Here is a 19759-nt window from a genome sequence, read left to right as displayed (position 1 = left end):
AAGGCGAGTTCTTTCCCGGCCGCGTCTGGCGTATTGATGGGGCATGAGATCGCGCCGCTTCGCCCTGTCGCTGATGGCTGCCGTCCTGGTCCTGGGCATCGGGGCCGGGGCGCGGGATCGCTTCGACGCCTGGGTCGATGCCACCGCTCTGCCCCGGCTGGAGGTGCCGGTCGGGGTCGAGGTCGCGGCGCGGGACGGCACGCTGCTGCGGGCGTTCCAGGTCGCGGACGGGCGCTGGCGGCTGGCTGCGGGGCCGGTCGATCCGCTGTTTCTCGACATGCTGATGATCTGGGAGGATCGGCGGTTCCGCCGCCATGCCGGGATCGATGCGCGGGCGCTCTTGCGCGCCGGCTGGCAGGCGGCGCGGCATGGGCGGGTGGTCTCGGGCGGCTCGACCCTGACCATGCAGGTGGCGCGGCTGATCGAGGAGGGGCCGACCGGGCAATGGGCCGGCAAGGCGCGGCAGATGCGGCTGGCGCTGGCGCTGGAGCGTCGGTTGGAGAAACGCGGGATCCTGGAGCTTTACCTGCGCCTTGCCCCCTATGGCGCCAATGTCGAAGGGGTCCGCGCCGCCAGCCTGCAATGGTTCGGCAAGGAGCCGCGGCGGCTCTCCCCCGCCCAGGCGGCGCTGCTGGTGGCGCTGCCGCAATCGCCCGAGACCCGGCGACCGGACCGTTTCCCGCTGGCCGCCAAGGCGGCGCGGGACCGGGTTCTGGGGCGGGCGGCGCGGGCCGGGCTGATCTCCGATGCCGACGCGCGGGCGGCGATGGAGGAGCCGGTGCCGCGGATGCGCCGCGCCTTTCCGGCGCTGGCGCCGCTGCTGGCGGCGCGGCTGGTGCGGGAAAACCCCGGCGCGGCGCGGATCGAGACCACCATCGACGCGCGCCTGCAGCGCCGGGCCGAGGAGCTGGCCTCGCGCGCCGTGCGCAGCGCCGGGCGGCGGCTCTCGGCGGCCGTGGTGCTGGCCGATCACCGGACGGGCGAGATCCTGGCCGAGGTCGGCGCGGCGGACTGGACGGATGGCGCCTCGGCCGGTTTCGTGGACATGGCGCGGGCCTGGCGCTCTCCGGGCTCGACGCTGAAGCCCTTCGTCTATGGCCTCGCCTTCGACGACGGGCTGGCGCATCCCGAGACGCTGGTCGAGGACCGGCCCACCGCCTTCGGCCGCTGGCAGCCGCAGAATTTCGACCATCATTTCCGCGGCACCGTCAGCCTGAGGAACGCGCTGATCTGGTCGCTGAACATTCCGGTGGTGAAGCTGGCCGAGGCGGTGGGGCCGAACCGCATCGCGCAGGCGCTGCGCCGGGGCGGGGTCGAGCTGCGCCTGCCGGGCGAGGTGCCGGGGCTGGCCATCGTGCTGGGCGGCGCCGGCGTCACGCTGGAGGGGCTGGCCGAGGGCTATGCGGCACTGGCCCGGGGCGGGCGGGCCGTCACGCTTTCGGCCCTGCCGGGCGGGGGCGAAGAGCGGGCCGCACCGATGTTCGGCCCGGTCGCGGCCTGGCAGGTCGGCCATATCCTGAGCCAGAACCCCGCCCCGCATGGCGCGCGGTTGCGGCCGATGGCCTATAAGACCGGCACCTCCTACGGGCATCGCGACGCGCTGGCGGTGGGATTCGACGGGGCGCGGGTCGGCGCGGTCTGGCTGGGGCGGCCCGACGGCACGCCGGTGCCCGGCGCCTTCGGCGGCGAGCTGGCGGCGCCGGTGCTGTTCGACCTGTTCGATGCCCTGCCCGCGGTGGCGCTGCCGCCGCCTCCGCCGCAGACGCTGACCCTGCCGAACAGCGCCCTGCCCCTGCCCCTGCGCCGCTTTGCCCCGCCGGGCGCGGCCAGCGCCATGGCGGCCCGCCCCGCCAGCCCCGATGCGCTGCGCCTGACCTATCCGCCGGACGGGGCCGAGATCGAGGCGCAGGGGCCGCTGACCGCCAAGGCGCGGGGCGGGCGCGGGCCCTGGACCTTCCTTCTGAACGGCGCGCCCGCCGCCATCGCCCAGCCGCAACCCATGGCCAGCCTGCCCCATCCCGGCCCGGGCTTTGCCGAATTGACGGTGGTGGATGCGGATGGCGCCTCGGCGACTGCGGCAATACGGCTTCACTGACGCAATTTGCGCGTTTCGTGATTCGCTTGACCTTTTCTTAACCGGGATTTGCGACATATTCGCATCATGCTGCGCATCAACGACCAGATCACCATCCAGGAATGGGAGCTGTCCGAACAGTTCACCCGCTCGCAGGGGCCGGGCGGGCAGAACGTGAACAAGGTCGAGACCGCCGTGGAGCTGCGCTTCGAGGCCGAGCGTTCGCCGCACCTGGCCCCGCCGGTCAAGGCGCGGCTGAAGCGGCTGGCCGGGCGGCGCTGGACCCAGGACGGCGCGGTGCTGATCCGGGCCGAGGAAACCCGCAGCCAGGCCCGCAACCGCGAGCTGGCGCGCGAGCGGCTGGCCGAGCTGATCCGCCAGGCGCTGGTCGCGCCGCGCAAGCGCATCCCGACCCGTCCGACGCTGGGCAGCCAGCGCCGCCGGCTGGCCGCCAAGACCCAGCGCGGCGAGGTCAAGGCGGCGCGGGGCCGCATCCGCGACGCGGAGGATCCGGCATGATCGTCGAGTTCCGCGAAAGGCTGGCGCGGCTGATCGGCCGGCGCCCGCCCGACATGCAGGTCGCGGCGCTGTGCCTGAACGAGACGACCGGCGACGTGCTGCTGGTGACCAGCCGCGGCACCGGGCGCTGGATCGTGCCCAAGGGCTGGCCCATGCCCGGCCGCAGCCTGGCCGATGCCGCCCGGCAGGAGGCATGGGAGGAAGCCGGCGTCCGCGGCCGCGTCGGCGAGGCCGAGATCGGCCGCTATCACTATGACAAGGATCAGGATCGCGGCTTCGCCATCCCGGTCGAGGTGCGGGTCTTTCCGCTTTACGTCGACGGGCTGGAACGGGATTTCCCCGAGGCGCATGAGCGCAAGCGCCGCTGGTTCACGCCCGAGGATGCCGCCCGCATGGTGGCCGAGACCGGGCTGAAGCAGTTGCTGCGCGGCCTGCCCGCGGCCAAGCGCCGGTCCCCCCCGGAATGAGGCGCGAACCCCGCGAATACCGCACGCTCGACAAGGACCTGAGCCGCGTCACCAATACCGAGCGGGCGGTGCTGCATTCGGCGCGGCCCCTGCTGCGGCTGGGGCTGGCGCTGATCTTCATCGCCGCCGCCAGCTATGTCGGCACCGGCTTCTTCGCCGGCCAGCCGGCGATCGGCATCCTGGCGGCCGGCATGGCCGTCGCCGCCTATCTGGCGCTGTCGATCGGCGGCAACGACGTGGCGAACGCGCTGGGGCCGGCGGTGGGGGCGGGCGCCATCGGCATGACCGCCGGCCTGCTCTCGGTCGCGGCGATGGAGGTGCTGGGCGCGGTCATCGCCGGCAGCGCCGTCACCGCCACCCTGACCGAGGGTCTGGTCGGCAGCACGCTGGGCGCGGGCGAGGCGACGGCGCGGATGATGCTGGCGGCGCTGCTGGCGGCGGGCAGCTGGATCAGCCTGGCCACCTGGCTCGGCGCGCCGGTCAGCACCACCCATTCCGTGGTCGGCGCCATCGCCGGGGCGGGCATGGCGAGCTTTGGCCTGGGGGCGGTGAACTGGCCGGCCATGGCGATGATCGCCTTCGGCTGGATCGTGTCGCCGCTGGTCTCGGGCCTGGCGGCGGCGGGGCTGATGGCGCTTCTGCGCGGCCTGGTCCTGGACCGCGGGGACCGCGTCGCCGCCGCCCGCATCTGGATGCCGGTGATCGTCGGGCTGGCCTCGGCCATGCTGGCAGGCGTGGTCGAGCTGGCCTGGCAGGGTTCGGGGCTGGCGGCGAACGCGGTGCTGGTGCTGGCCTGCGGCACGCTGGGCTGGGTCTATACGCGGCGGCGCATCGACCGGCTGTCGCGGGGCGGGGGCGGCGGACGGCTGGCGATGAAGCAGCTTCTGGCGGTGCCGCTGGTCGCCGCGGCGCTGGTGATGGGCTTTGCCCATGGCGCGAACGACACCTCGAACGTGGCGGCGCCGCTCACCATCATCCTCGACAGCATGTCGGCGGGCGGGGACAACGCCTTGCGCGGGCGGCTGGTGCTGCTGCTGGGCGGGCTTGGCATCGCGCTGGGGGTGCTGCTGTTCGGGCGGCGGCTGGTGCATATGGTCGGCAGCCGCATCACCCGGCTGAACGCCTCGCGCGCGCTTTGCGTGTCGCTGGCGACGGCGGCGACGGTGCTGGGGGCCTCGCTGCTCGGCCTGCCGGTCTCGACCACCCATGTCGCGGTGGGCGGCGTCTTCGGGATCGGCTTCTATCGCGAATGGCGCGACCGGCGACTGGCGGCCGGCCACGCCCCCCTGCCGGCCGAGGAACGCCGGCGGCGGCATCTGGTGCGCCGCTCCTACATGCGGATGATCCTCGGGGCCTGGCTGATCACGGTGCCGGTGGCCGCGACGCTGGCCGCCGCGCTGGTCTGGATCGGCGGGTTCTAGGGCCGCCCTTTCCCGAGGCAAGCGCCGTTCCCCCGAGCATCGTCCGGGCCGAGAGGCGCCCCGAAGGACCAGCCCCGCCTGCGCGCAGCCGATCCGGGCCGCGACCTGCCCGCCGACCCTCGGCCCCCGGCCGGCCTTGCCGCCCGCTTCCCCCGTCAGGCCCGGCGCAGCGCCGCTTCGCCCGCCGCGCGGGTCTCGGAGAGCGTGGCGCCGGCGCTCAGCGCCTCGGGGTCGAGCATCAGCTCCAGCACCGCCAGCGTTCCGGCGGCCTGCGCGCGGGCGAAGGCATCGGCGAAATCCTCCTGCCGCTCGACCCGCTCGCCGTGACCGCCATAGGCGCGGGCCAGCGCCGCGAAATCGGGATTGGCCAGCGCCGTGCCCGAGACGCGGCCGGGATAGCTGCGTTCCTGATGCATGCGGATCGTGCCGTAATGGCCGTTATTCGCCACGATGACGATGACGGCCGCGCCATGCTGGGCGGCGGTGGAAAGCTCGTTCACCGTCATCTGCAGGCAGCCATCCCCGGCCATGCAGACCACGATGCGATCGGGGTGCTGCAGCTTGGCGGCGATGGCGGCGGGCAGACCGTAGCCCATCGAGCCGGAGGTCGGCGCCAGCTGCGTGCCCCAGCGGCGGAAGCGGTAATAGCGATGGATGAAGGCCGCATAGTTCCCGGCGCCGTTGGCGATGATCGCGTCGGGCGGCAGATGGTCGGACAGCCAGCGCATCACTGCCTCCATCCGCACCGCGCCGGGGGTGGGCCGGGGCTGCTGCCAGGCCTCGTAACCCGCGCGCAGCCCGGCGGTCCAATCGTCCCAGCGCCGTGGTGCGGGCAGCGCCGCCAGCGCCGCCACCACCGCACGCGGATCGGCCACCAGCCCCGGATCGGGCCGCCAGAGATGCCCCAGCTCGTCCGGCGAGGGATGGACATGGATCACCCGCGCATGCGGGCGCACCGGGTCCATCAGCTCATAGCCGCGGGTCAGCGTGTCGCCCAGCCGCGAGCCCAGCGACAGCAGGCAATCCGCCTGCGACAGCGCCTGCCCCAGCGCCGGGCTCATGCCGACGCTCAGGTCGCCGACATAGTTCGGATGCGCATTGTCCATATGCCCCTGGCGGCGGAAGGGCACCGCGACCGGCAGGCCCCAGCCTTCGGCGAAGCGCACCAGGTCGTCGGCGGCGGCCTGCGACCACAGCGTGCCGCCCGGCACCACCAGCGGCCGCTCGGCCCCGGCCAGCGCCTGCGCGATGACGGCGACGGATTCGCCGGCGACGGCGGAAAGCGGCGGCACGGCAGGGGCCGGGTCCGGCACCTCGGCCCGGGCGGAAAGCATGTCCTCGGGCAGCGCCAGCACCACGGGACCGGGCCGGCCCGACATGGCAAGGTGGAAGGCGCGCGAGACATATTCCGGGATGCGCTCGGTCTGGTCGATCTCGGCCACCCATTTCGCCAAGGGGCCGAACATGGCGCGGTAATCGACCTCCTGAAACGCCTCGCGGTCGCGGTCGGCGCGGGCGATCTGGCCGACGAACAGGATCATCGGCGTCGAATCCTGCCGCGCCACATGCACCCCGGCACTGGCATTGGTCGCGCCCGGGCCGCGGGTGACGAAACCCACGCCCGGCCGCCCGGTCAGCTTGCCCTGCGCCTCGGCCATCATTGCGGCGCCGCCGTCGTGCCGGCAGACGACATTCTGGATGCCCGAGGCGTAAAGCCCGTCCAGCACCGCCAGAAAGCTTTCGCCGGGGATCGAGAACACCCGCCCGACCCCGTTCGCCTTCAGCGCATCGACCAGAATCTGCCCGCCATGCCGCATTGCCGCCGCCTCCCTGCTTTTCCTTCCGGGCAGTCTGGGCCAGCTTGCGCGGAACTGGCAAGATGGCGCCGGTCAATCGAGGTCGAACATGCCGCCGCCATCGGTCCTTTTCGTCTGCCTGGGCAATATCTGCCGCTCGCCGCTGGCCGAGGCCGCATTGCGCGCCGCCGCCAAGCGTGCGGGCGCGGGGCTGCTGATCGATTCGGCCGGGACCGGCGACTGGCATCTGGGCCATGCCCCGGACCGCCGTGCGCAGGCGGTGGCGGCGCGGGCCGGCATCGACATCTCGGCCCTGCGCGCCCGGCAGGTCGCGGCCGAGGATTTCCGCCGCTTCGACCATATCGTCGCCATGGACCGGCAGAACCTCGCGGACCTGCGCCGCATCGCGCCGCCGGACGGGCGGGCGCGGCTGTCGCTGCTGCTGGACCATGTGCCGGGCCGCGCGGGGCAATCGGTCGCCGACCCCTATTTCGGCGAGGCGGCGGGTTTCGAAGCCACCTGGCGCGACGTGACCGCCGGGACGCAGGCGCTGCTGGAGCTGCTCCTCGGGCCGGATTGAGGCCCGGGCTTTACAGGCGCGGCGCCCGGCCCTATCTCTGCCCGATCATGGCCACGAAATCCGACCCGAACTACAAGATCATCGCCGAGAACCGCCGGGCGCGCTTCGACTACTTCATCGAAAGCGATCTCGAGGTCGGCATCGTGCTGACCGGCTCCGAGGTGAAAAGCCTGCGCACCGGCCAGTCGAACATCGCCGAAAGCTATGCCTCGGTCGAGGATGGCGAGCTGTGGCTGATCAATTCCTATATCGCCGCCTACAAGCAGGCCGGCGTCTTCGGGCATGAGGAACGGCGCCGCCGCAAGCTGCTGGTCTCGCGCAAGGAACTGGCCCGCCTCTGGCAGGCGGTCGGGCGCGAGGGCATGACGCTGGTGCCGCTGGTGATGTATTTCAACGACCGCGGCATGGTGAAGCTGAAGATCGGCGTCGCCAAGGGCAAGAAGGTCGCCGACAAGCGCGAAACCGCCGCCAAGCGCGACTGGAACCGGCAGAAACAGCGTTTGCTGAAGCAGGGTTAAGCCTTGCCGCCCCGCGCGGCTGCGGTTACATCGGTGTCGTTTCTGCGCGCGCGGGGGGAAGGCCGATGTCCACCGATTCCGACGATCCGAAAGTGCTGGTCTCGACCGGCTGGCTTGCGGCCCATCTGAACGATCCCGACCTGCGCATCATCGACGCCAGCTGGTTCCTGGAACCGGGCCGCGACGCCCGGGCGGAATACATGGCCGCGCATATCCCCGGCGCCCGCTTTTTCGACATCGACGAGATCGCCGACAAGCGCAGCGAGCTGCCGCACATGGCGCCGCAGCCCGAGATGTTCATCAGCCGCATGCGCGCCATGGGCATCGGCGACGGCCACCAGGTCGTGATCTACGACAATTCGCCGGTGCGCCCGGCGGCGCGGGTCTGGTGGACCTTCCGGCTGATGGGCAAGCAGGACGTGGCGGTGCTGGACGGCGGTTTCGGCAAATGGCTGGCCGAGGGCCGCGAGACCGAGGACATGCCGCCGATCCTGCGCGACCGTCACATCACCGTGCAGCGCCAGGCGGCGCTGGTGCGCGACGTGACCCAGGTCGCCGCCGCCAGCAAGCTGGGCGATCACGAGATCGTCGATGCCCGCTCGCCCGAACGCTTCCGCGGCGAGGCGCCCGAGCCGCGCCCCGGCCTGCGCTCGGGCCATATCCCCGGCTCGAAAAGCCTGCCCTTCGGCAAGCTCTACAACCCGGACGGGACGCTGAAGGCGCCCGACGCGCTGCGCGCCGAGTTCGAGGCCGCCGGGGTGGACCTGTCGAAACCCGTCATCACCACCTGCGGCTCGGGGGTGACGGCGGCCTCGCTGTTCCTGGCGCTCGAACGCATCGGGCACCGGGACCATTCGCTTTATGACGGAAGCTGGGCCGAATGGGGCAGCTTCCCCGACCTTAAAATCGCAACCGGAGACGCGTGATGCTGGGCAATCTGAAACCGCAGGCCCCCGACAAGATCCTGGCCCTGATGGGCGAATTCAAGGCCGATCCCCGCCAGGGCAAGATCGACCTGGGCGTCGGGGTCTACAAGGATGCCAGCGGCCATACCCCGATCATGCGCGCCGTCCGCGCCGCCGAACAGCGGATGCTGGAGACCGAGACCACCAAGACCTATGCCGGCCTGTCGGGCGAGCCCGATTTCCAGAAGGCCATGGCCGAGCTGATCCTCGGCGACCTCCACAAGCCCGAGACCACGGCGGCGCTGGCCACGGTCGGCGGCACCGGCGCCATCCGGCAGGCGCTGGAACTCGCGCGCATGGGGAATCCCGACCTGCGGGTCTTCGTCTCCGACCCGACCTGGCCCAACCATGTCTCGATCATGAATTTCATGGGCCTGCCGGTGCAGACCTACCGCTATTTCGACGCCGAGTCCCGCGGCGTCGATTTCGAGGGCATGAAGGCCGACATCTCGGCGGCGAAAAAAGGCGATGTGGTGCTGCTGCACGGCTGCTGCCACAACCCGACCGGCGCCAACCTGACGCTGGAGCAATGGGCCGAGGTCGCCGGGATCCTGGAAAGGACCGGCGCGCTGCCGCTGATCGACCTGGCCTATCAGGGCTTCGGCGACGGGCTGGAAGAGGACGCGGCCGGCACCCGGCTGATCGCCTCGCGCATCCCCGAGGTGCTGATCGCCGCCTCCTGCTCCAAGAACTTCGGCATCTACCGCGAACGCACCGGCTGCCTCTTGGCGCTTTGCGCCGATGCGGCGACCCGCGACCTGGCCCAAGGCGCCATGGCCTTCCTGAACCGGCAGACCTATTCCTTCCCGCCCTTCCACGGCGCCAAGATCGTCTCGACCGTGCTCAACACGCCGGAGCTCCGCGCCGACTGGATGGCCGAGCTGGAGGCGGTGCGCGGCGGCATGCTCAAGCTGCGCGAGCAGCTGGCGGGCGAGCTGCGCGACCTTTCCGGCTCCGACCGTTTTAGTTTCGTGGCCCGGCATCGCGGCATGTTCTCGCGCCTCGGCGCCACGCCCGAGCAGGTCAAGCGCATCAAGGAGGAATTCGGCATCTACATGGTGGGCGATTCGCGCATCAACATCGCCGGGCTCAACCAGGACACCATTCCGATCCTGGCCCGCGCCATCATCGAGGCCGGGGTCTGACCCCCTCGCCGGCACCGACCCGCTGAACCCGCGACCGCCGGCCCGCCCGGCGGTTCGCCATGTCCGGCCCCGCGCCGAAAGCCCCGGCTTTCTCTGTTTTCCAAATACCCTGGGGTCCGGGGCAAAGCCCCGGTCCGGCGGTGCCGCCGGGCGGCCGCTCAGCCCTTCCGGCCCAGCTTGCGGTCGATATAGTCCCGCAATTCCTCGATCTCGGTCAGGCTTTCGCGCAGCTGCCCCTGCGCCGCCCGCAGCTCCGCCTCGGCAGTCGAGAGCCGGGCGACCAGATCGGCCTCGCGCGTTTCCAGCTCGTCCACGGCGCGGTCGCGCGCCTCCTCGGCCTCGTGCAGCTGCTGGGCCATGTTCTCCAGCTCACCCATCTCGGCGCGGGTGACGCGGGACAGGCGGTGGATCAGCCAGCTTGCGAACCAGCCCAGCATGAAGGCGGCGAACAGGATGATCGCGGTGGCGAGGATGAATTCGGTGCGGTTCATGCAGAGGCTTCGGGCAAGAGGTTGCGGATCAGGGCTCGGAAGGCGCTTCCGGGCGCGGCAGCGGGCGGTTGACATGCAGCGCATCGCGCGCCGGCATGGTCGCGGCCTCGACCGCGGCGCCCTGCAGCGCCTCCAGCGCCGGGCGGGTGGCGGCCTCGATGGGCTCGACCGCCTCGCCGGGCGGCGGCAGCAGGCCGGCGGCCGGCAGGGTGGCGGCCCGCAGCGCCGGCAGTTCCGGCAGCGCGGCCTCTTGCGCCGGCCGGCTGGCGACGCGCGCGGGATCGACGCCCGACAGCAGCAGCCGCACCGGTTCGGTCGCGGCGAACAGCGCCGCCTCGGGATCGGTCGGCACGCCAAGCGCCGGACCGATGGCGGCGGTCGCGGCATGGCGCGCGGCAGCCGCGGCCCGGGCCGCCACCGCCTCGGGGCTGTCGGTCACCCCCTTGACCAGCGCGGCCGGTTCGGGCGCCTCGGTCACCACCGGATCGTCGGCCAGCAGGGTGAATTCGATGCGCCGGTTGGCCTCGCGCCCGGCCTCGGTGTCGTTCTCGGCAATGGGCTGGCTTTCGCCATAGCCCTTGGCGGTCAGGTTGGCCGTGTCGATACCCGCCTCGGTCATCGCCGCCAGCACCGCCTGCGCGCGCGAGCGTGACAGTTCGGCGTTGAACGCCTCCGAGCCCTGCGAATCGGTATGGCCGCCGATCTCGATGCGGAATTCCGCGCAAGGCTGCATGGTCTCGGCCAGCCGCGCCAGGGTCGGGCCGGGATCGCCGGCGATGACCGACTTGTTCGGCTCGAAGCCGATCTCGGATTCCTGCATCGCGGCGTTCAGCCGGTCCACGCATTCGACGCCCGAAGGCAGGCCCAGAAGCGGGTCCATGCGCCGGTCATAGCGGATCGCCAGCTCGTAGCGCGCGCCGGCCCCCAGCCGCTGCGCCAGCCGCGCCGCCACCCCGTCCGAGGCGGTCTGGTTGCCCGAAACGCCGCTGATCCGCACCAGATCGCGGCTCACCGTGGCATTGCCGCGCTCCAGCCCGTCCAGCGCCTCAAGCGCGGCGATGGCGCGCAGGGTCCAACCCTCGGGCACCGAGGCGTCGGTCCGCAGGGCGCTGTCGACCTGCCCGAACCGCGCCCGGGCCAGGCTTTCCACCGCGTCGCGCATGCGCTCGTCGGTGATGCGGCCGCGCAGGCTGACGCCGCCCGGATCGACCACGGCCGAGAACTCGGCCGGCCCCGCCTCGGCCTCGCCGGGCTTTTCGTGCCGGGCGCTCAGCGTGAAGGCCGGGGGCAGCGCCGCCTCCAGGCGGCCGACCGCCTCGTCGAAGCGCGCGGCCTCGACCTCGGCGGGGGCGAACAGCGCCACGTCGGTGTCCGAAAGCGTGACCGAACCGGCCCCCAGCGCCTCGATGGCGCGGATCGCGGGCACGGCGGCATCGGCCCAACGCGGCGAGGGCGCGCCAAGGCCCAGCGTGCATTGCGGCTCGCCCGGCACGCCGGCCTCGCGCCCCGCCTCCAGGATGCGGTCGCGCGCAGTTTCGGTATCGGCGGCGCAGGCATCGAAGCGGGTGCCGGTCGCATCCTTGACGAAGCGCAGGGTGAAGGGCGCGATCAGCGGGCGCGGCGCGGTGACATCGGCCACGAGCGTCACCGCCGCGGGCTTGGCGCGGTTCAGCGCCGCCTCGAGCTCGCGCTTTTCGCGCGGGCTGTCGGTGAGGGCACGGATCGAGACCTCGCCCGCCGCGATCGAGACCTTGGCCCGTTTGGCCAGCTGCGCGGCCTTGAGGCCGAAGGCAAAGGCGTCCTCCCAGCCCTCGGGGACAGGGTAGTCGGCGCTCTCCATCAGGTCCGAGACCTCGGCCGCGCCGGTCTGGCGCTTCAGCCGCTCGACCAGCGACGGGCGGTCCAGACCGGCGGGCACCAGGCCGATGATGGAAATGCCCTCGTCATTGCGCAGAAGCTCGATCTCGAAGGCGGGGGTGGCGCGCTCGGCGCTGGCCGCGACCTGCATCTTGTCGACCACCCGCCCCGCATCGACCACCGTCGCGGCCCGGGCGCGGGCGCGGAACCGCTGCACCTCGTCGGGCGCGATCCCCTCAAGCTGGACCTGCAGCCCGTCGGTCCTGACCTGCAGCCAGTCGTAATCGGCCAGCGCCGCGCGCAGGTCCTGGGCCGTGCTGGTCTCGATGAAATCGGCGGCCGCGCGGGCGCCCAGAAAGGACAGGCCGCCGGCCGCGACAAGGGCGATCAGGCTGGCTGCGACAAGGGAACCCCGGCGCGCGGTGCGCCTTGCGGTTCGCTGGGGATTGGCCATCAGGGGGACCTTCGGGCTGTTTCCGACCCGCCGCATGTAATGCCTGCGCCGGATTTCCGCAATCAGAACAGGCCGGCCAAGGCAAGAAACAGCGCAACCACCAGCCCGGCATCGCGGTTGCTGCGAAACAGCCGCAGGCAGCCGGCGCTGTCCGTCATGTCGAAGCGCCACAGCTGCCAGGCCAGATGCGCGGCAAACCCGACGACGCCCAGCAGGCCAAGCGTCAGGCCCAGCCCCTCGGGCGCCGCGGCCATCACCGCCAGCCCCAGCAGCAGCACCGAGCCGGTGCCGAAGTCCGCCAGCCAGCGCGGCGTGTCGCGGCCGAACAGCCGCGCGGTAGACTTGACGCCGATCAGCGCGTCGTCTTCGGCATCCTGATGGGCATAGATGGTGTCGTAGAAGATCGTCCAGGCGATGCCTGACAGGTAAGCCAGCACCGGCGCCGGGGCCAGGTTGCCGGTATGCGCCGCCCAGGCCAGCAGCGCGCCCCAGTTGAAGGCCAGGCCCAGAAAGACCTGCGGCCACCAGGTGAACCGCTTGGCGAAGGGATAGATCGCGACCAGCGCCAGCGAGGCCACGCCCAGCGCGATGGCCGCGCCCCCCAGCGTCAGCAGGATGGCGAAGCCGGCCAGCGACTGCGCCACCAGCCAGACCATCGCGCCCCGGACCGTCACCTGCCCCGAGGGGATGGGACGCGAGCGGGTGCGCGCCACCTTGTCGTCGATGTCGCGGTCGGTGATGTCGTTCCAGGTGCAGCCGGCGCCGCGCATCAGCACCGCGCCCACGCCGCAGGCCACCGCGATCCACAGGTCGCGCCATTCCGGCCGGTCGGCGATCATCGCCAGCCCGATGCCCCACCAGCAGGGCAGCAGCAGAAGCCAGGTGCCGATCGGCCGGTCGGCGCGGGACAGGCGCAGCCACGGCCTCCAGCCGGGCGGCGCGTAGCGGTCCACCCAGTTGTCGGGCGGCGCGTCGGCAACGGTGCTGTGGTCCTCTGGCGTCGGCCCCTCTGGCGTCTGACGGTCGGTCTGCATTAGGCTGCGCCCCATCATGGCGAAAATCAGACTGTTCATAGATCACCCGCTGGCCGAGGGACAAGGCATCGAGCTGAATCCCGACCAGGCGCATTACCTGTCCTCGGTCATGCGGCAGGCCCCGGGGGACGAGATCCTGGTCTTCAACGGGCGGGACGGCGAATGGCTGGCGCGGATCGGGCGCATCGCCAAGCGGGCCGGCGCGCTGGAGGCGCTGCGCCGGACCGCGCCTCAGCTGGACCCGCCCGACCTGTGGCTGGTCTTTGCCCCGATCAAGAAGGCGCGCACCGATTTCATCGTGGAAAAGGCGGCCGAGATGGGCGCCGCCCGCATCCTGCCGGTGCAGACCGACCACACCAATTCCGAGCGCATCCGCCAGGACCGCCTGCAGGCCCATGCCGTCGAGGCCACCGAGCAATGCGGCGGCACCTTCGTCCCCGAGGTCGGCGAACTGGTGCCGCTGTCGCGGCTGCTGGACGGCTGGGACGCCGGGCGGCGCATCCTCTGGGCCGACGAGGCGCTGGCGGGACCGGCGCAGGTGCTGTCCGCCCTGCCGCGCGGTCCCTGGGCGATTCTGATCGGCCCCGAGGGCGGCTGGTCCGAATCGGAACGCAAGCGGCTTTCGGCCATGGATTGCGTCACGCGCATCGCGCTTGGGCCGCGAATCCTGCGCGCCGACACGGCTGCCGTGGCATCACTGGCGCTGTGGCAGGCGGCGCTGGGTGACTGGCGTTGAGCGAACCGGGCTGAATCGCGCAATCTTTCCGCAACAAACCACCTCGCGGCAGGAGAATATTGCGCCGCAGCGTCGGTTAGGAGGTCTTGCCGCAAAAAGTTAAGTATTCCGGCGCCTTATGCACGCGCTGCATGGCAGAGATGCCGCTTTGTCCGTGGTTTTCGCAAATTGCCCGGCCTATATGCTGATGCATCAACGAAGCGCCCGATGAGCGGGCAATGATCTCAAGGTGAAAACTATGTCGGCGATTGACACGAACCGCATCCATGGCGGGGCGGGCTCTCTCGGTATTGGCTCGAAATTCTGGGCGGCCCTGTCGGCCTGGAACGATGCGCGCATCACGAAAAACGCGCTGAGCCGTCTTTCGGATCGCGAGCTGGACGATATCGGTCTGTGCCGCGGCGATATCGAACGGATTGCGCGCGCCCGCTAAGCAGCGGTTGAAGACGCGAAAACGGCTGCGCGGAAACCCCGGGGCAGACCTTTTCCCGGCCCGGAGGGGCAAGACGACCAGGCGGCCCGCAAGGCCGCCTTCAGTATTTTCTGCGGGGCGCTTGCCCCGATCAGCCGCGCCTGACGACCAGGGTGGACCATTCGCCGAAGTCGTCGCGCCGCTCCAGCGCCAACCCGCCCGCGGCATAGGCCGCGATGACCTCGTCCGCCTGGGTGGCGAGGATGCCCGACAGGATCGCCCTGCCCCCCGGCGCGACATGGCGCGCCATGTCCGGCACCAGGTCGATCAGCGGCTGCTTCAGGATATTGGCGAAGACCAGGTCGAAGGGCGCCGCGCTCTCGATCAGCGGATGGTCGAATCCCACCGCCTCGACGCATTCGACACGGCCGTCCAGCCCGTTGGCGATGACATTGGCGCGTGCCACGTCCACCGCCTGCGGGTCGATGTCGCCGGCCAGCACGATCACCGGGAAGGACCGCGCCGCCGCCATGGCCAGCACCGCGGTGCCGCAGCCGATATCGACGATGCGCTGCGGCTCGACGCCCTCGGCGATCATCCGGTCCAGCGCCAGCAGGCAGCCCTTGGTCGTGGCGTGATGGCCGGTGCCGAAGGCCATGGCCGCCTCGATCAGCAGCGCCTCGGCGCCCTCGGGCACCTTGTCGGCGTCATGGCCGCCATGGACGAAGAAGCGTCCGGCCTCGACCGGCGAAAGCTCGCGCCGGACATGGGCCACCCAATCCACCTCGGGCAGTTCCGAGACCGCGAAGGGCTCGGCGTCCCAGGCCGCGGCCAGCAGCGCCAGTCCCACCTCGTCGGGGGCCTCGGTGAAGTAAAGTCCCACCTCCCAGCGGTTCGAGCCGTCCTCGATCTCGAAAACGCCGGTGCCTACGGGTTCGGGGGTCAGCTCCTCGCCCGCCTCGGCAAGCGCCTCGGCCGCCTCGCGGCCGATGGTGTGGGTCAGCGCGGTCCAGGTCGGCATTCAATATCCCTCGGCTGTATCGGTCAGGGGGGCTTTGACACCCGTGCCGCGCAAGCCGCAATAGCCATCGGGATAACGGTCGAGATATTGCTGGTGATCGTCCTCGGCCCGCCAGAAGGGCCCGGCGGGAATGATCTGCGTGGTGATGTCGGGATAGCCCTGCACCGCCAGCCGGTTGCCGTAATCGGCCTTGCTGAGTTCCGCCGCCGCCTTCTGGCTGTCGTTGAACACCATGATGAGCGAGCGGTATTGCGAACCCACGTCATTGCCCTGGCGGTTGCCCTGGGTCGGGTCGTGGTTTTCCCAGAAGATCTGCAACAGCCGCTCATAGCTGACGCGCGAGCTGTCATAGACCACGCGCACCACCTCGGCATGGCCGGTGCCGCCGGCGCAGACCTGCTTGTAGCTGGGATTTTCGGCGGTGCCGCCGGCAAAGCCGACCTCGGTCAGCCAGACGCCCTCCTGCTGCCAGAACAGCCGCTCGACGCCCCAGTAACAGCCCATGCCGAAGATCGCCTGATCGTAGCCTTTCGGTATTTCGGCATCCAGCGGGCGGCCGAAGATCCTGTGAATGGGGGCATTCATGGTTGCGTCCTTTCGCATGTCCTGCCGCCTTAGGTAGGCGCGGCGTCGCCGTCCTGCAACGCCGGAATGCGGCCGCGGGTTGCGGGCGGCGGGGGGCGTCGTGCAGACTGCGGGCCGATCCCGCTTGCATGAGGCCCCGATGCGTCCCGGACCGCGAAACCTGATCACCGATGTTTCCGGCCTGCGGGTCGGCAATGCCCGCGACGACAGGCTGCGCTCGGGCAGCACGGTGCTGCTGGGCGAGGCGGCCTTCGCCTGCGGCATCAATGTCATGGGCGGCGCCCCCGGCACGCGCGAGACCGAGCTTCTGGCCCCCGACAAGCTGGTCGGCGGGGTCGATGCGCTGGTGCTGTCGGGCGGCTCGGCCTTCGGGCTTGCCGCCTGCGACGGCGTCTCGGAGGGGTTGCGCGCCATGGGCAGGGGCTTTCAGGTGGGCCCGGTGCGCGTGCCCATCGTGCCCGGCGCCATCGTCTTCGACTTGCTGAACGGCGGCGACAAGGATTGGCCCACGAACCCCTATCCCGCACTTGGGCGTAAGGCGCTGGAGGCGGCCGGGGTCGATTTCGCGCTTGGCAGCGAGGGCGGCGGCACCGGGGCGATGACGCATCGCTGGAAGGGCGGGCTCGGCTCGGCCTCGGCGGTGCTGGAGGACGGCATCACCCTGGGCGCGCTGGTGGTGGTGAACGCGCTGGGATCGGTGACGGCGGGCGCATCCCGGCAGTTCTGGGCCGCGCCCTGGGAGCTCGGCGCGGAATTCGGCGGGCTCGGCCTGTCCGGCCCCTACCCCGCCACGCATGAGCCAGACCCCACGAAACGGCTGGGCGAGGCGACGACCATCGCCATCATCGCCACCGACGCGGCGCTGGACAAGGCCGGGCTGACGCGGCTGGCCACCGCGGCGCAGGACGGCATGGCCCGCGCCATCGTGCCCAGCCATACGCCTTTCGACGGCGATCTGGTCTTTGCCGTCTCGACCGGCGCCAAGCCCCTGCCCGATCCGGCGCTGACGCCCTTCCGGCTGGGCCATGCCGCCGCCTGCACGCTGGCCCGCGCCATCGCGCGCGGCATCCATGCGGCCCGGCCGCGCCCGGGCGATCTGCAGCCCTGCTGGAGCCGAGGATAAAGGGGGCTCTGCCCCCGCGGCTCGTCCGCCCCTGGACGGGGCGGGCGAGCCGCTCCCCCGGGATATTTGGACAAGAAAGAAAAAGGGACGGCGCGAGAGAGAAGCGCCGTCCCCAGTCACACACGCCAAGAGGGAAAACCTGACGATGAGGGTGCAACGCCGGAAAACCCCATCAGGTTCATCACAATTCCTCGAGCCGCGGGACGCGGAAGCTGCGGCTTGCGTTGCCCCGGCAAAAGCGCAAGCCTGCAAGGCGACCAGATTGGAAGGAGCCCCGCCATGAACAAGCCCGCGACCGACCTGAAGATGCTGCTGAAAGACCCCTCGCTGCTGGAGACCCGCGCCTATGTCGCCGGCGAATGGGTGGACGCCGACGACGGCAAGACCTTCCCGGTGGTGAACCCGGCCCGCGGCGACGTGATCGCCGAGGTCGCCGACCTGTCCCGCGCCGAGGTCGCCCGCGCCATCTCGGCCGCGGCCGAGGCGATGAAGGGCTGGGCCGCCCGCACCGCCAAGGAGCGCGCCCAGATCATGCGCAAATGGTTCGACCTGATGATGGAGAACCAGGACGACCTGGGCCGCATCCTGACTGCCGAACAGGGCAAGCCCCTGCCCGAGGCTAAGGGCGAAATCGCCTATGGCGCCAGCTTCATCGAATGGTTCGGCGAGGAGGCCAAGCGCATCTATGGCGAGACCATTCCCGGCCACCAGCCCGACAAGCGCCTGACGGTGATCCGCCAGCCGATCGGCGTGGTCGGCTCGATCACGCCCTGGAACTTCCCGAACGCGATGATCACCCGCAAATGCGGCCCGGCCATCGCCGCCGGCTGCGGCTTCGTCGGCCGCCCCGCCGCCGAGACGCCGCTTTCGGCCCTGGCGCTGGCGGTGCTGGCCGAACGCGCGGGCGTGCCCAAGGGGCTGTTCAGCATCGTGACCTCGTCGCGATCCTCGGATATCGGCAAGGAGTTCTGCGAGAACCCGCTGATCCGCAAGCTGACCTTCACCGGCTCGACCGAGGTCGGCCGCATCCTGCTGCGCCAGGCCGCCGATCAGGTGCTGAAATGCTCGATGGAGCTGGGTGGCAATGCGCCCTTCATCGTCTTCGACGATGCCGATCTGGACGCGGCGGTCGAGGGCGCCATGGCCTCGAAATTCCGCAACAACGGCCAGACCTGCGTCTGCGCCAACCGCATCTATGTGCAGGCCGGGGTCTATGACGAATTCGCCAGGCGGCTGGCGGCGGCGGTGGACAAGCTGCGCGTCGGCGACGGGCTGGAGGAGGGCGTGACCACCGGCCCGCTGATCAACCGGGACGCGGTCGAAAAGGTCCAGGAACATATCCAGGACGCGGTGGAGGGCGGCGCCACCGTCGTCACCGGCGGAAAGCCGCGCGACGGGCTGTTCTTCGACCCGACGGTCGTGACCGGCATCACCGACAGGATGAAGGTGGCGACCGAGGAGACCTTCGGCCCGCTGGCGCCGCTGTTCAAGTTCGAGACCGAGGAAGAGGCCGTCGAGCGCGCCAATGCGACGATCTTCGGCCTCGCCTCGTATTTCTATGCCCGCGACATCGGCCGGATCACCCGCGTGCAGGAGGCGCTGGAATACGGCATCGTCGGGGTGAACACCGGCATCATCTCGACCGAGGTGGCGCCCTTCGGCGGCGTCAAGCAATCCGGCCTCGGCCGCGAGGGCTCGCGCCACGGCATCGAGGACTACCTTGAGATGAAATACATCTGCCTGTCGATCTGACCGGCCAGGAAGAAACCCCGGAGCCTGGCTCCGGGGTTTTCGCGATCAGCGGCGGTCGTCCTCGTCCTCATCGTCATCCGCCTCGGGCAGGTTGAAGAAGCTGTCCGCATCCAGATTGTCGTCCTGCTCGGGCTTGTCGTCGTTCTTGCTGAGGCTGAAATTCTCCAGCCCGGCGATCGAGCTGGGCAGGCGCGGTTCGTCCGACATGGCCAGCGAGGTCTCGGTCGAGAGCAGCTTGCGGCGCTCGTCGTCGGTCATCGCCCCGCCCTCGGCGGCCTTGCGCTTGGCGGCCTTCTGCACGGCGGCGTCCAGTTCGGACTGCCGGCACAGTCCCAGCGCCACCGGGTCGATGGGCTGGATGTTCTGGATGTTCCAATGCGTCCGGTCGCGGATCGAGGCGATGGTCGGCTTGGTGGTGCCGACCAGCTTGGCGATCTGCGCATCGGCCAGCTCGGGGTGGAACTTGACCAGCCACAGGATGGCGGCGGGCCGGTCCTGGCGCTTGGAAAGCGGGGTGTAGCGCGGGCCGCGGCGCTTCTCCTCGCCCTCGGCGGCGGGGTTGTGCTTGAGCTTCAGCTTGTAGAGCGGGTTCTTCTGGCCCTTCTCGATCTCGGCGGCGTCGAGCTGGTTCGAGGCGACCGGGTCGAAACCCTTGACGCCGGCGGCCACGTCGCCATCGGCGATGCCCTGCACCTCGAGCTCGTGCATGCCGCAGAAATCGGCGATCTGCTTGAAGCTCAGCGTCGTGTTGTCGACCAGCCAGACGGCGGTGGCCTTGGCCATCAGCGGCTTGTTCATGACCTTCTCCT

General features: G+C 70.9%; 19 protein-coding genes. 12 read left to right on the top strand and 7 right to left on the bottom strand.

What is annotated here, in order from left to right; translation table 11 throughout:
- Window positions 1-43 precede the first annotated feature (43 nt).
- The 4 genes from pbpC (at window position 44) to L632_RS0101740 (ending at window position 4481) form a co-directional block, all read left to right on the top strand.
- Entirely contained in the window at window positions 44-2095 is a 2052-nt protein-coding gene (pbpC, locus tag L632_RS0101755; protein ID WP_028713400.1) for a penicillin-binding protein 1C, read from the top strand.
- Between the two features lie 66 nt (window positions 2096-2161).
- Window positions 2162-2593 (top strand): alternative ribosome rescue aminoacyl-tRNA hydrolase ArfB, encoded by a 432-nt coding sequence (gene arfB / locus L632_RS0101750; protein WP_028713399.1) that lies wholly within the window; start codon window positions 2162-2164, stop codon window positions 2591-2593.
- Complete coding sequence (locus tag L632_RS0101745) at window positions 2590-3060, top strand: NUDIX hydrolase (RefSeq protein WP_028713398.1); 471 nt, start codon at window positions 2590-2592, stop codon at window positions 3058-3060. The genes arfB and L632_RS0101745 overlap by 4 nt, the downstream gene beginning before the upstream one ends.
- Entirely contained in the window at window positions 3057-4481 is a 1425-nt protein-coding gene (locus tag L632_RS0101740) for an inorganic phosphate transporter (RefSeq protein ID WP_028713397.1), read from the top strand. Before L632_RS0101745 ends, L632_RS0101740 begins: the two co-directional genes overlap by 4 nt.
- A 155-nt stretch (window positions 4482-4636) precedes the next feature.
- Here the strand turns inward: L632_RS0101740 and L632_RS0101735 are convergent, their stop codons facing one another.
- Complete coding sequence (locus tag L632_RS0101735) at window positions 4637-6298, bottom strand: thiamine pyrophosphate-binding protein (protein WP_028716237.1); 1662 nt, start codon at window positions 6296-6298, stop codon at window positions 4637-4639.
- Window positions 6299-6386: 88 nt separating this feature from the next.
- Here L632_RS0101735 and L632_RS0101730 point away from each other — a divergent pair, with 88 nt between their 5' ends.
- The 4 genes from L632_RS0101730 to L632_RS0101715 all read left to right on the top strand — a co-directional run bounded on the left by L632_RS0101730 (window position 6387) and on the right by L632_RS0101715 (window position 9485).
- Window positions 6387-6857, top strand: a complete 471-nt coding sequence (locus L632_RS0101730) for a low molecular weight protein-tyrosine-phosphatase (protein ID WP_028716236.1) — start codon at window positions 6387-6389, stop codon at window positions 6855-6857.
- A gap of 47 nt (window positions 6858-6904) precedes the next feature.
- Window positions 6905-7375: an SsrA-binding protein SmpB gene (gene smpB, locus L632_RS0101725; RefSeq protein WP_028713394.1), complete on the top strand. Its 471-nt coding sequence runs from the start codon at window positions 6905-6907 to the stop codon at window positions 7373-7375.
- Window positions 7376-7440: 65 nt separating this feature from the next.
- Window positions 7441-8301 (top strand): 3-mercaptopyruvate sulfurtransferase, encoded by an 861-nt coding sequence (gene sseA, locus L632_RS0101720; protein WP_028716235.1) that lies wholly within the window; start codon window positions 7441-7443, stop codon window positions 8299-8301.
- The gene (locus L632_RS0101715; RefSeq protein ID WP_028713392.1) at window positions 8301-9485 is read left to right on the top strand and encodes an amino acid aminotransferase; all 1185 of its coding nucleotides are present in this window, start codon (window positions 8301-8303) and stop codon (window positions 9483-9485) included. Before sseA ends, L632_RS0101715 begins: the two co-directional genes overlap by 1 nt.
- 158 nt (window positions 9486-9643) lie before the next feature.
- Here L632_RS0101715 and L632_RS0101710 read toward each other — a convergent pair whose 3' ends face one another.
- The 3 genes from L632_RS0101710 to ubiA form a co-directional block, all read right to left on the bottom strand.
- Window positions 9644-9976, bottom strand: a complete 333-nt coding sequence (locus L632_RS0101710) for a hypothetical protein (RefSeq protein WP_028713391.1) — start codon at window positions 9974-9976, stop codon at window positions 9644-9646.
- Window positions 9977-10004: 28 nt separating this feature from the next.
- On the bottom strand, window positions 10005-12287 hold the full coding sequence (locus L632_RS21870; protein WP_232215701.1) for an OmpA family protein: 2283 nt from the start codon (window positions 12285-12287) through the stop codon (window positions 10005-10007).
- 62 nt (window positions 12288-12349) lie between these two features.
- The gene (gene ubiA / locus L632_RS0101700) at window positions 12350-13321 is read right to left on the bottom strand and encodes a 4-hydroxybenzoate octaprenyltransferase (protein WP_028716234.1); all 972 of its coding nucleotides are present in this window, start codon (window positions 13319-13321) and stop codon (window positions 12350-12352) included.
- A gap of 16 nt (window positions 13322-13337) precedes the next feature.
- Between ubiA and L632_RS0101695 the strand changes: the two genes are divergently transcribed.
- Window positions 13338-14057 carry a 16S rRNA (uracil(1498)-N(3))-methyltransferase gene (locus L632_RS0101695; RefSeq protein ID WP_028716233.1) on the top strand — a complete coding sequence of 240 codons (720 nt, stop codon included), beginning with the start codon at window positions 13338-13340 and terminating at the stop codon, window positions 14055-14057.
- Window positions 14058-14295: 238 nt separating this feature from the next.
- The gene (locus tag L632_RS0101690) at window positions 14296-14490 is read left to right on the top strand and encodes a DUF1127 domain-containing protein (protein ID WP_028713387.1); all 195 of its coding nucleotides are present in this window, start codon (window positions 14296-14298) and stop codon (window positions 14488-14490) included.
- A 130-nt stretch (window positions 14491-14620) separates the two neighbouring features.
- Here L632_RS0101690 and L632_RS0101685 read toward each other — a convergent pair whose 3' ends face one another.
- Window positions 14621-15490: a 50S ribosomal protein L11 methyltransferase gene (locus tag L632_RS0101685; protein WP_028713386.1), complete on the bottom strand. Its 870-nt coding sequence runs from the start codon at window positions 15488-15490 to the stop codon at window positions 14621-14623.
- Window positions 15491-16075, bottom strand: a complete 585-nt coding sequence (msrA, locus tag L632_RS21865; protein WP_084637843.1) for a peptide-methionine (S)-S-oxide reductase MsrA — start codon at window positions 16073-16075, stop codon at window positions 15491-15493.
- Window positions 16076-16214: 139 nt separating this feature from the next.
- Here msrA and L632_RS0101675 point away from each other — a divergent pair, with 139 nt between their 5' ends.
- Both L632_RS0101675 and L632_RS0101670 read left to right on the top strand, forming a co-directional pair.
- A complete protein-coding gene (locus L632_RS0101675; protein WP_028713385.1) occupies window positions 16215-17198 on the top strand; it encodes a P1 family peptidase in 984 nt (327 codons plus the stop codon).
- 279 nt (window positions 17199-17477) lie between these two features.
- Window positions 17478-18950: an NAD-dependent succinate-semialdehyde dehydrogenase gene (locus L632_RS0101670; protein WP_028713384.1), complete on the top strand. Its 1473-nt coding sequence runs from the start codon at window positions 17478-17480 to the stop codon at window positions 18948-18950.
- Between the two features lie 45 nt (window positions 18951-18995).
- On the opposite strand, the gene L632_RS0101665 is transcribed toward L632_RS0101670, so the two are convergent.
- Window positions 18996-19748, bottom strand: a complete 753-nt coding sequence (locus tag L632_RS0101665) for a DUF1013 domain-containing protein (RefSeq protein ID WP_028713383.1) — start codon at window positions 19746-19748, stop codon at window positions 18996-18998.
- Window positions 19749-19759 lie beyond the last annotated feature (11 nt).

It is taken from the genome of Paracoccus sp. J39, from assembly GCF_000518925.1.
In the GTDB taxonomy this organism is placed as follows: domain Bacteria; phylum Pseudomonadota; class Alphaproteobacteria; order Rhodobacterales; family Rhodobacteraceae; genus Paracoccus.
The sequence above is the reverse complement of the archived record's forward strand: the minus strand, read 5'-3'. Positions and strand labels throughout refer to the sequence as shown.

Excerpts from the sequence above, each read along its gene's own strand:
- pbpC (WP_028713400.1), top strand. The coding sequence starts at position 44 with ATGAGATCGCGCCGCTTCGCCCTGTCGCTGATGGCTGCCGTCCTGGTC.
- arfB (WP_028713399.1), top strand. The coding sequence starts at position 2,162 with ATGCTGCGCATCAACGACCAGATCACCATCCAGGAATGGGAGCTGTCC.
- L632_RS0101745 (WP_028713398.1), top strand. The coding sequence starts at position 2,590 with ATGATCGTCGAGTTCCGCGAAAGGCTGGCGCGGCTGATCGGCCGGCGC.
- L632_RS0101740 (WP_028713397.1), top strand. The coding sequence starts at position 3,057 with ATGAGGCGCGAACCCCGCGAATACCGCACGCTCGACAAGGACCTGAGC.
- L632_RS0101735 (WP_028716237.1), bottom strand. The coding sequence starts at position 6,298 with ATGCGGCATGGCGGGCAGATTCTGGTCGATGCGCTGAAGGCGAACGGG.
- L632_RS0101730 (WP_028716236.1), top strand. The coding sequence starts at position 6,387 with ATGCCGCCGCCATCGGTCCTTTTCGTCTGCCTGGGCAATATCTGCCGC.
- smpB (WP_028713394.1), top strand. The coding sequence starts at position 6,905 with ATGGCCACGAAATCCGACCCGAACTACAAGATCATCGCCGAGAACCGC.
- sseA (WP_028716235.1), top strand. The coding sequence starts at position 7,441 with ATGTCCACCGATTCCGACGATCCGAAAGTGCTGGTCTCGACCGGCTGG.
- L632_RS0101715 (WP_028713392.1), top strand. The coding sequence starts at position 8,301 with ATGCTGGGCAATCTGAAACCGCAGGCCCCCGACAAGATCCTGGCCCTG.
- L632_RS0101710 (WP_028713391.1), bottom strand. The coding sequence starts at position 9,976 with ATGAACCGCACCGAATTCATCCTCGCCACCGCGATCATCCTGTTCGCC.
- L632_RS21870 (WP_232215701.1), bottom strand. The coding sequence starts at position 12,287 with ATGGCCAATCCCCAGCGAACCGCAAGGCGCACCGCGCGCCGGGGTTCC.
- ubiA (WP_028716234.1), bottom strand. The coding sequence starts at position 13,321 with ATGCAGACCGACCGTCAGACGCCAGAGGGGCCGACGCCAGAGGACCAC.
- L632_RS0101695 (WP_028716233.1), top strand. The coding sequence starts at position 13,338 with ATGGCGAAAATCAGACTGTTCATAGATCACCCGCTGGCCGAGGGACAA.
- L632_RS0101690 (WP_028713387.1), top strand. The coding sequence starts at position 14,296 with ATGTCGGCGATTGACACGAACCGCATCCATGGCGGGGCGGGCTCTCTC.
- L632_RS0101685 (WP_028713386.1), bottom strand. The coding sequence starts at position 15,490 with ATGCCGACCTGGACCGCGCTGACCCACACCATCGGCCGCGAGGCGGCC.
- msrA (WP_084637843.1), bottom strand. The coding sequence starts at position 16,075 with ATGAATGCCCCCATTCACAGGATCTTCGGCCGCCCGCTGGATGCCGAA.
- L632_RS0101675 (WP_028713385.1), top strand. The coding sequence starts at position 16,215 with ATGCGTCCCGGACCGCGAAACCTGATCACCGATGTTTCCGGCCTGCGG.
- L632_RS0101670 (WP_028713384.1), top strand. The coding sequence starts at position 17,478 with ATGAACAAGCCCGCGACCGACCTGAAGATGCTGCTGAAAGACCCCTCG.
- L632_RS0101665 (WP_028713383.1), bottom strand. The coding sequence starts at position 19,748 with ATGAACAAGCCGCTGATGGCCAAGGCCACCGCCGTCTGGCTGGTCGAC.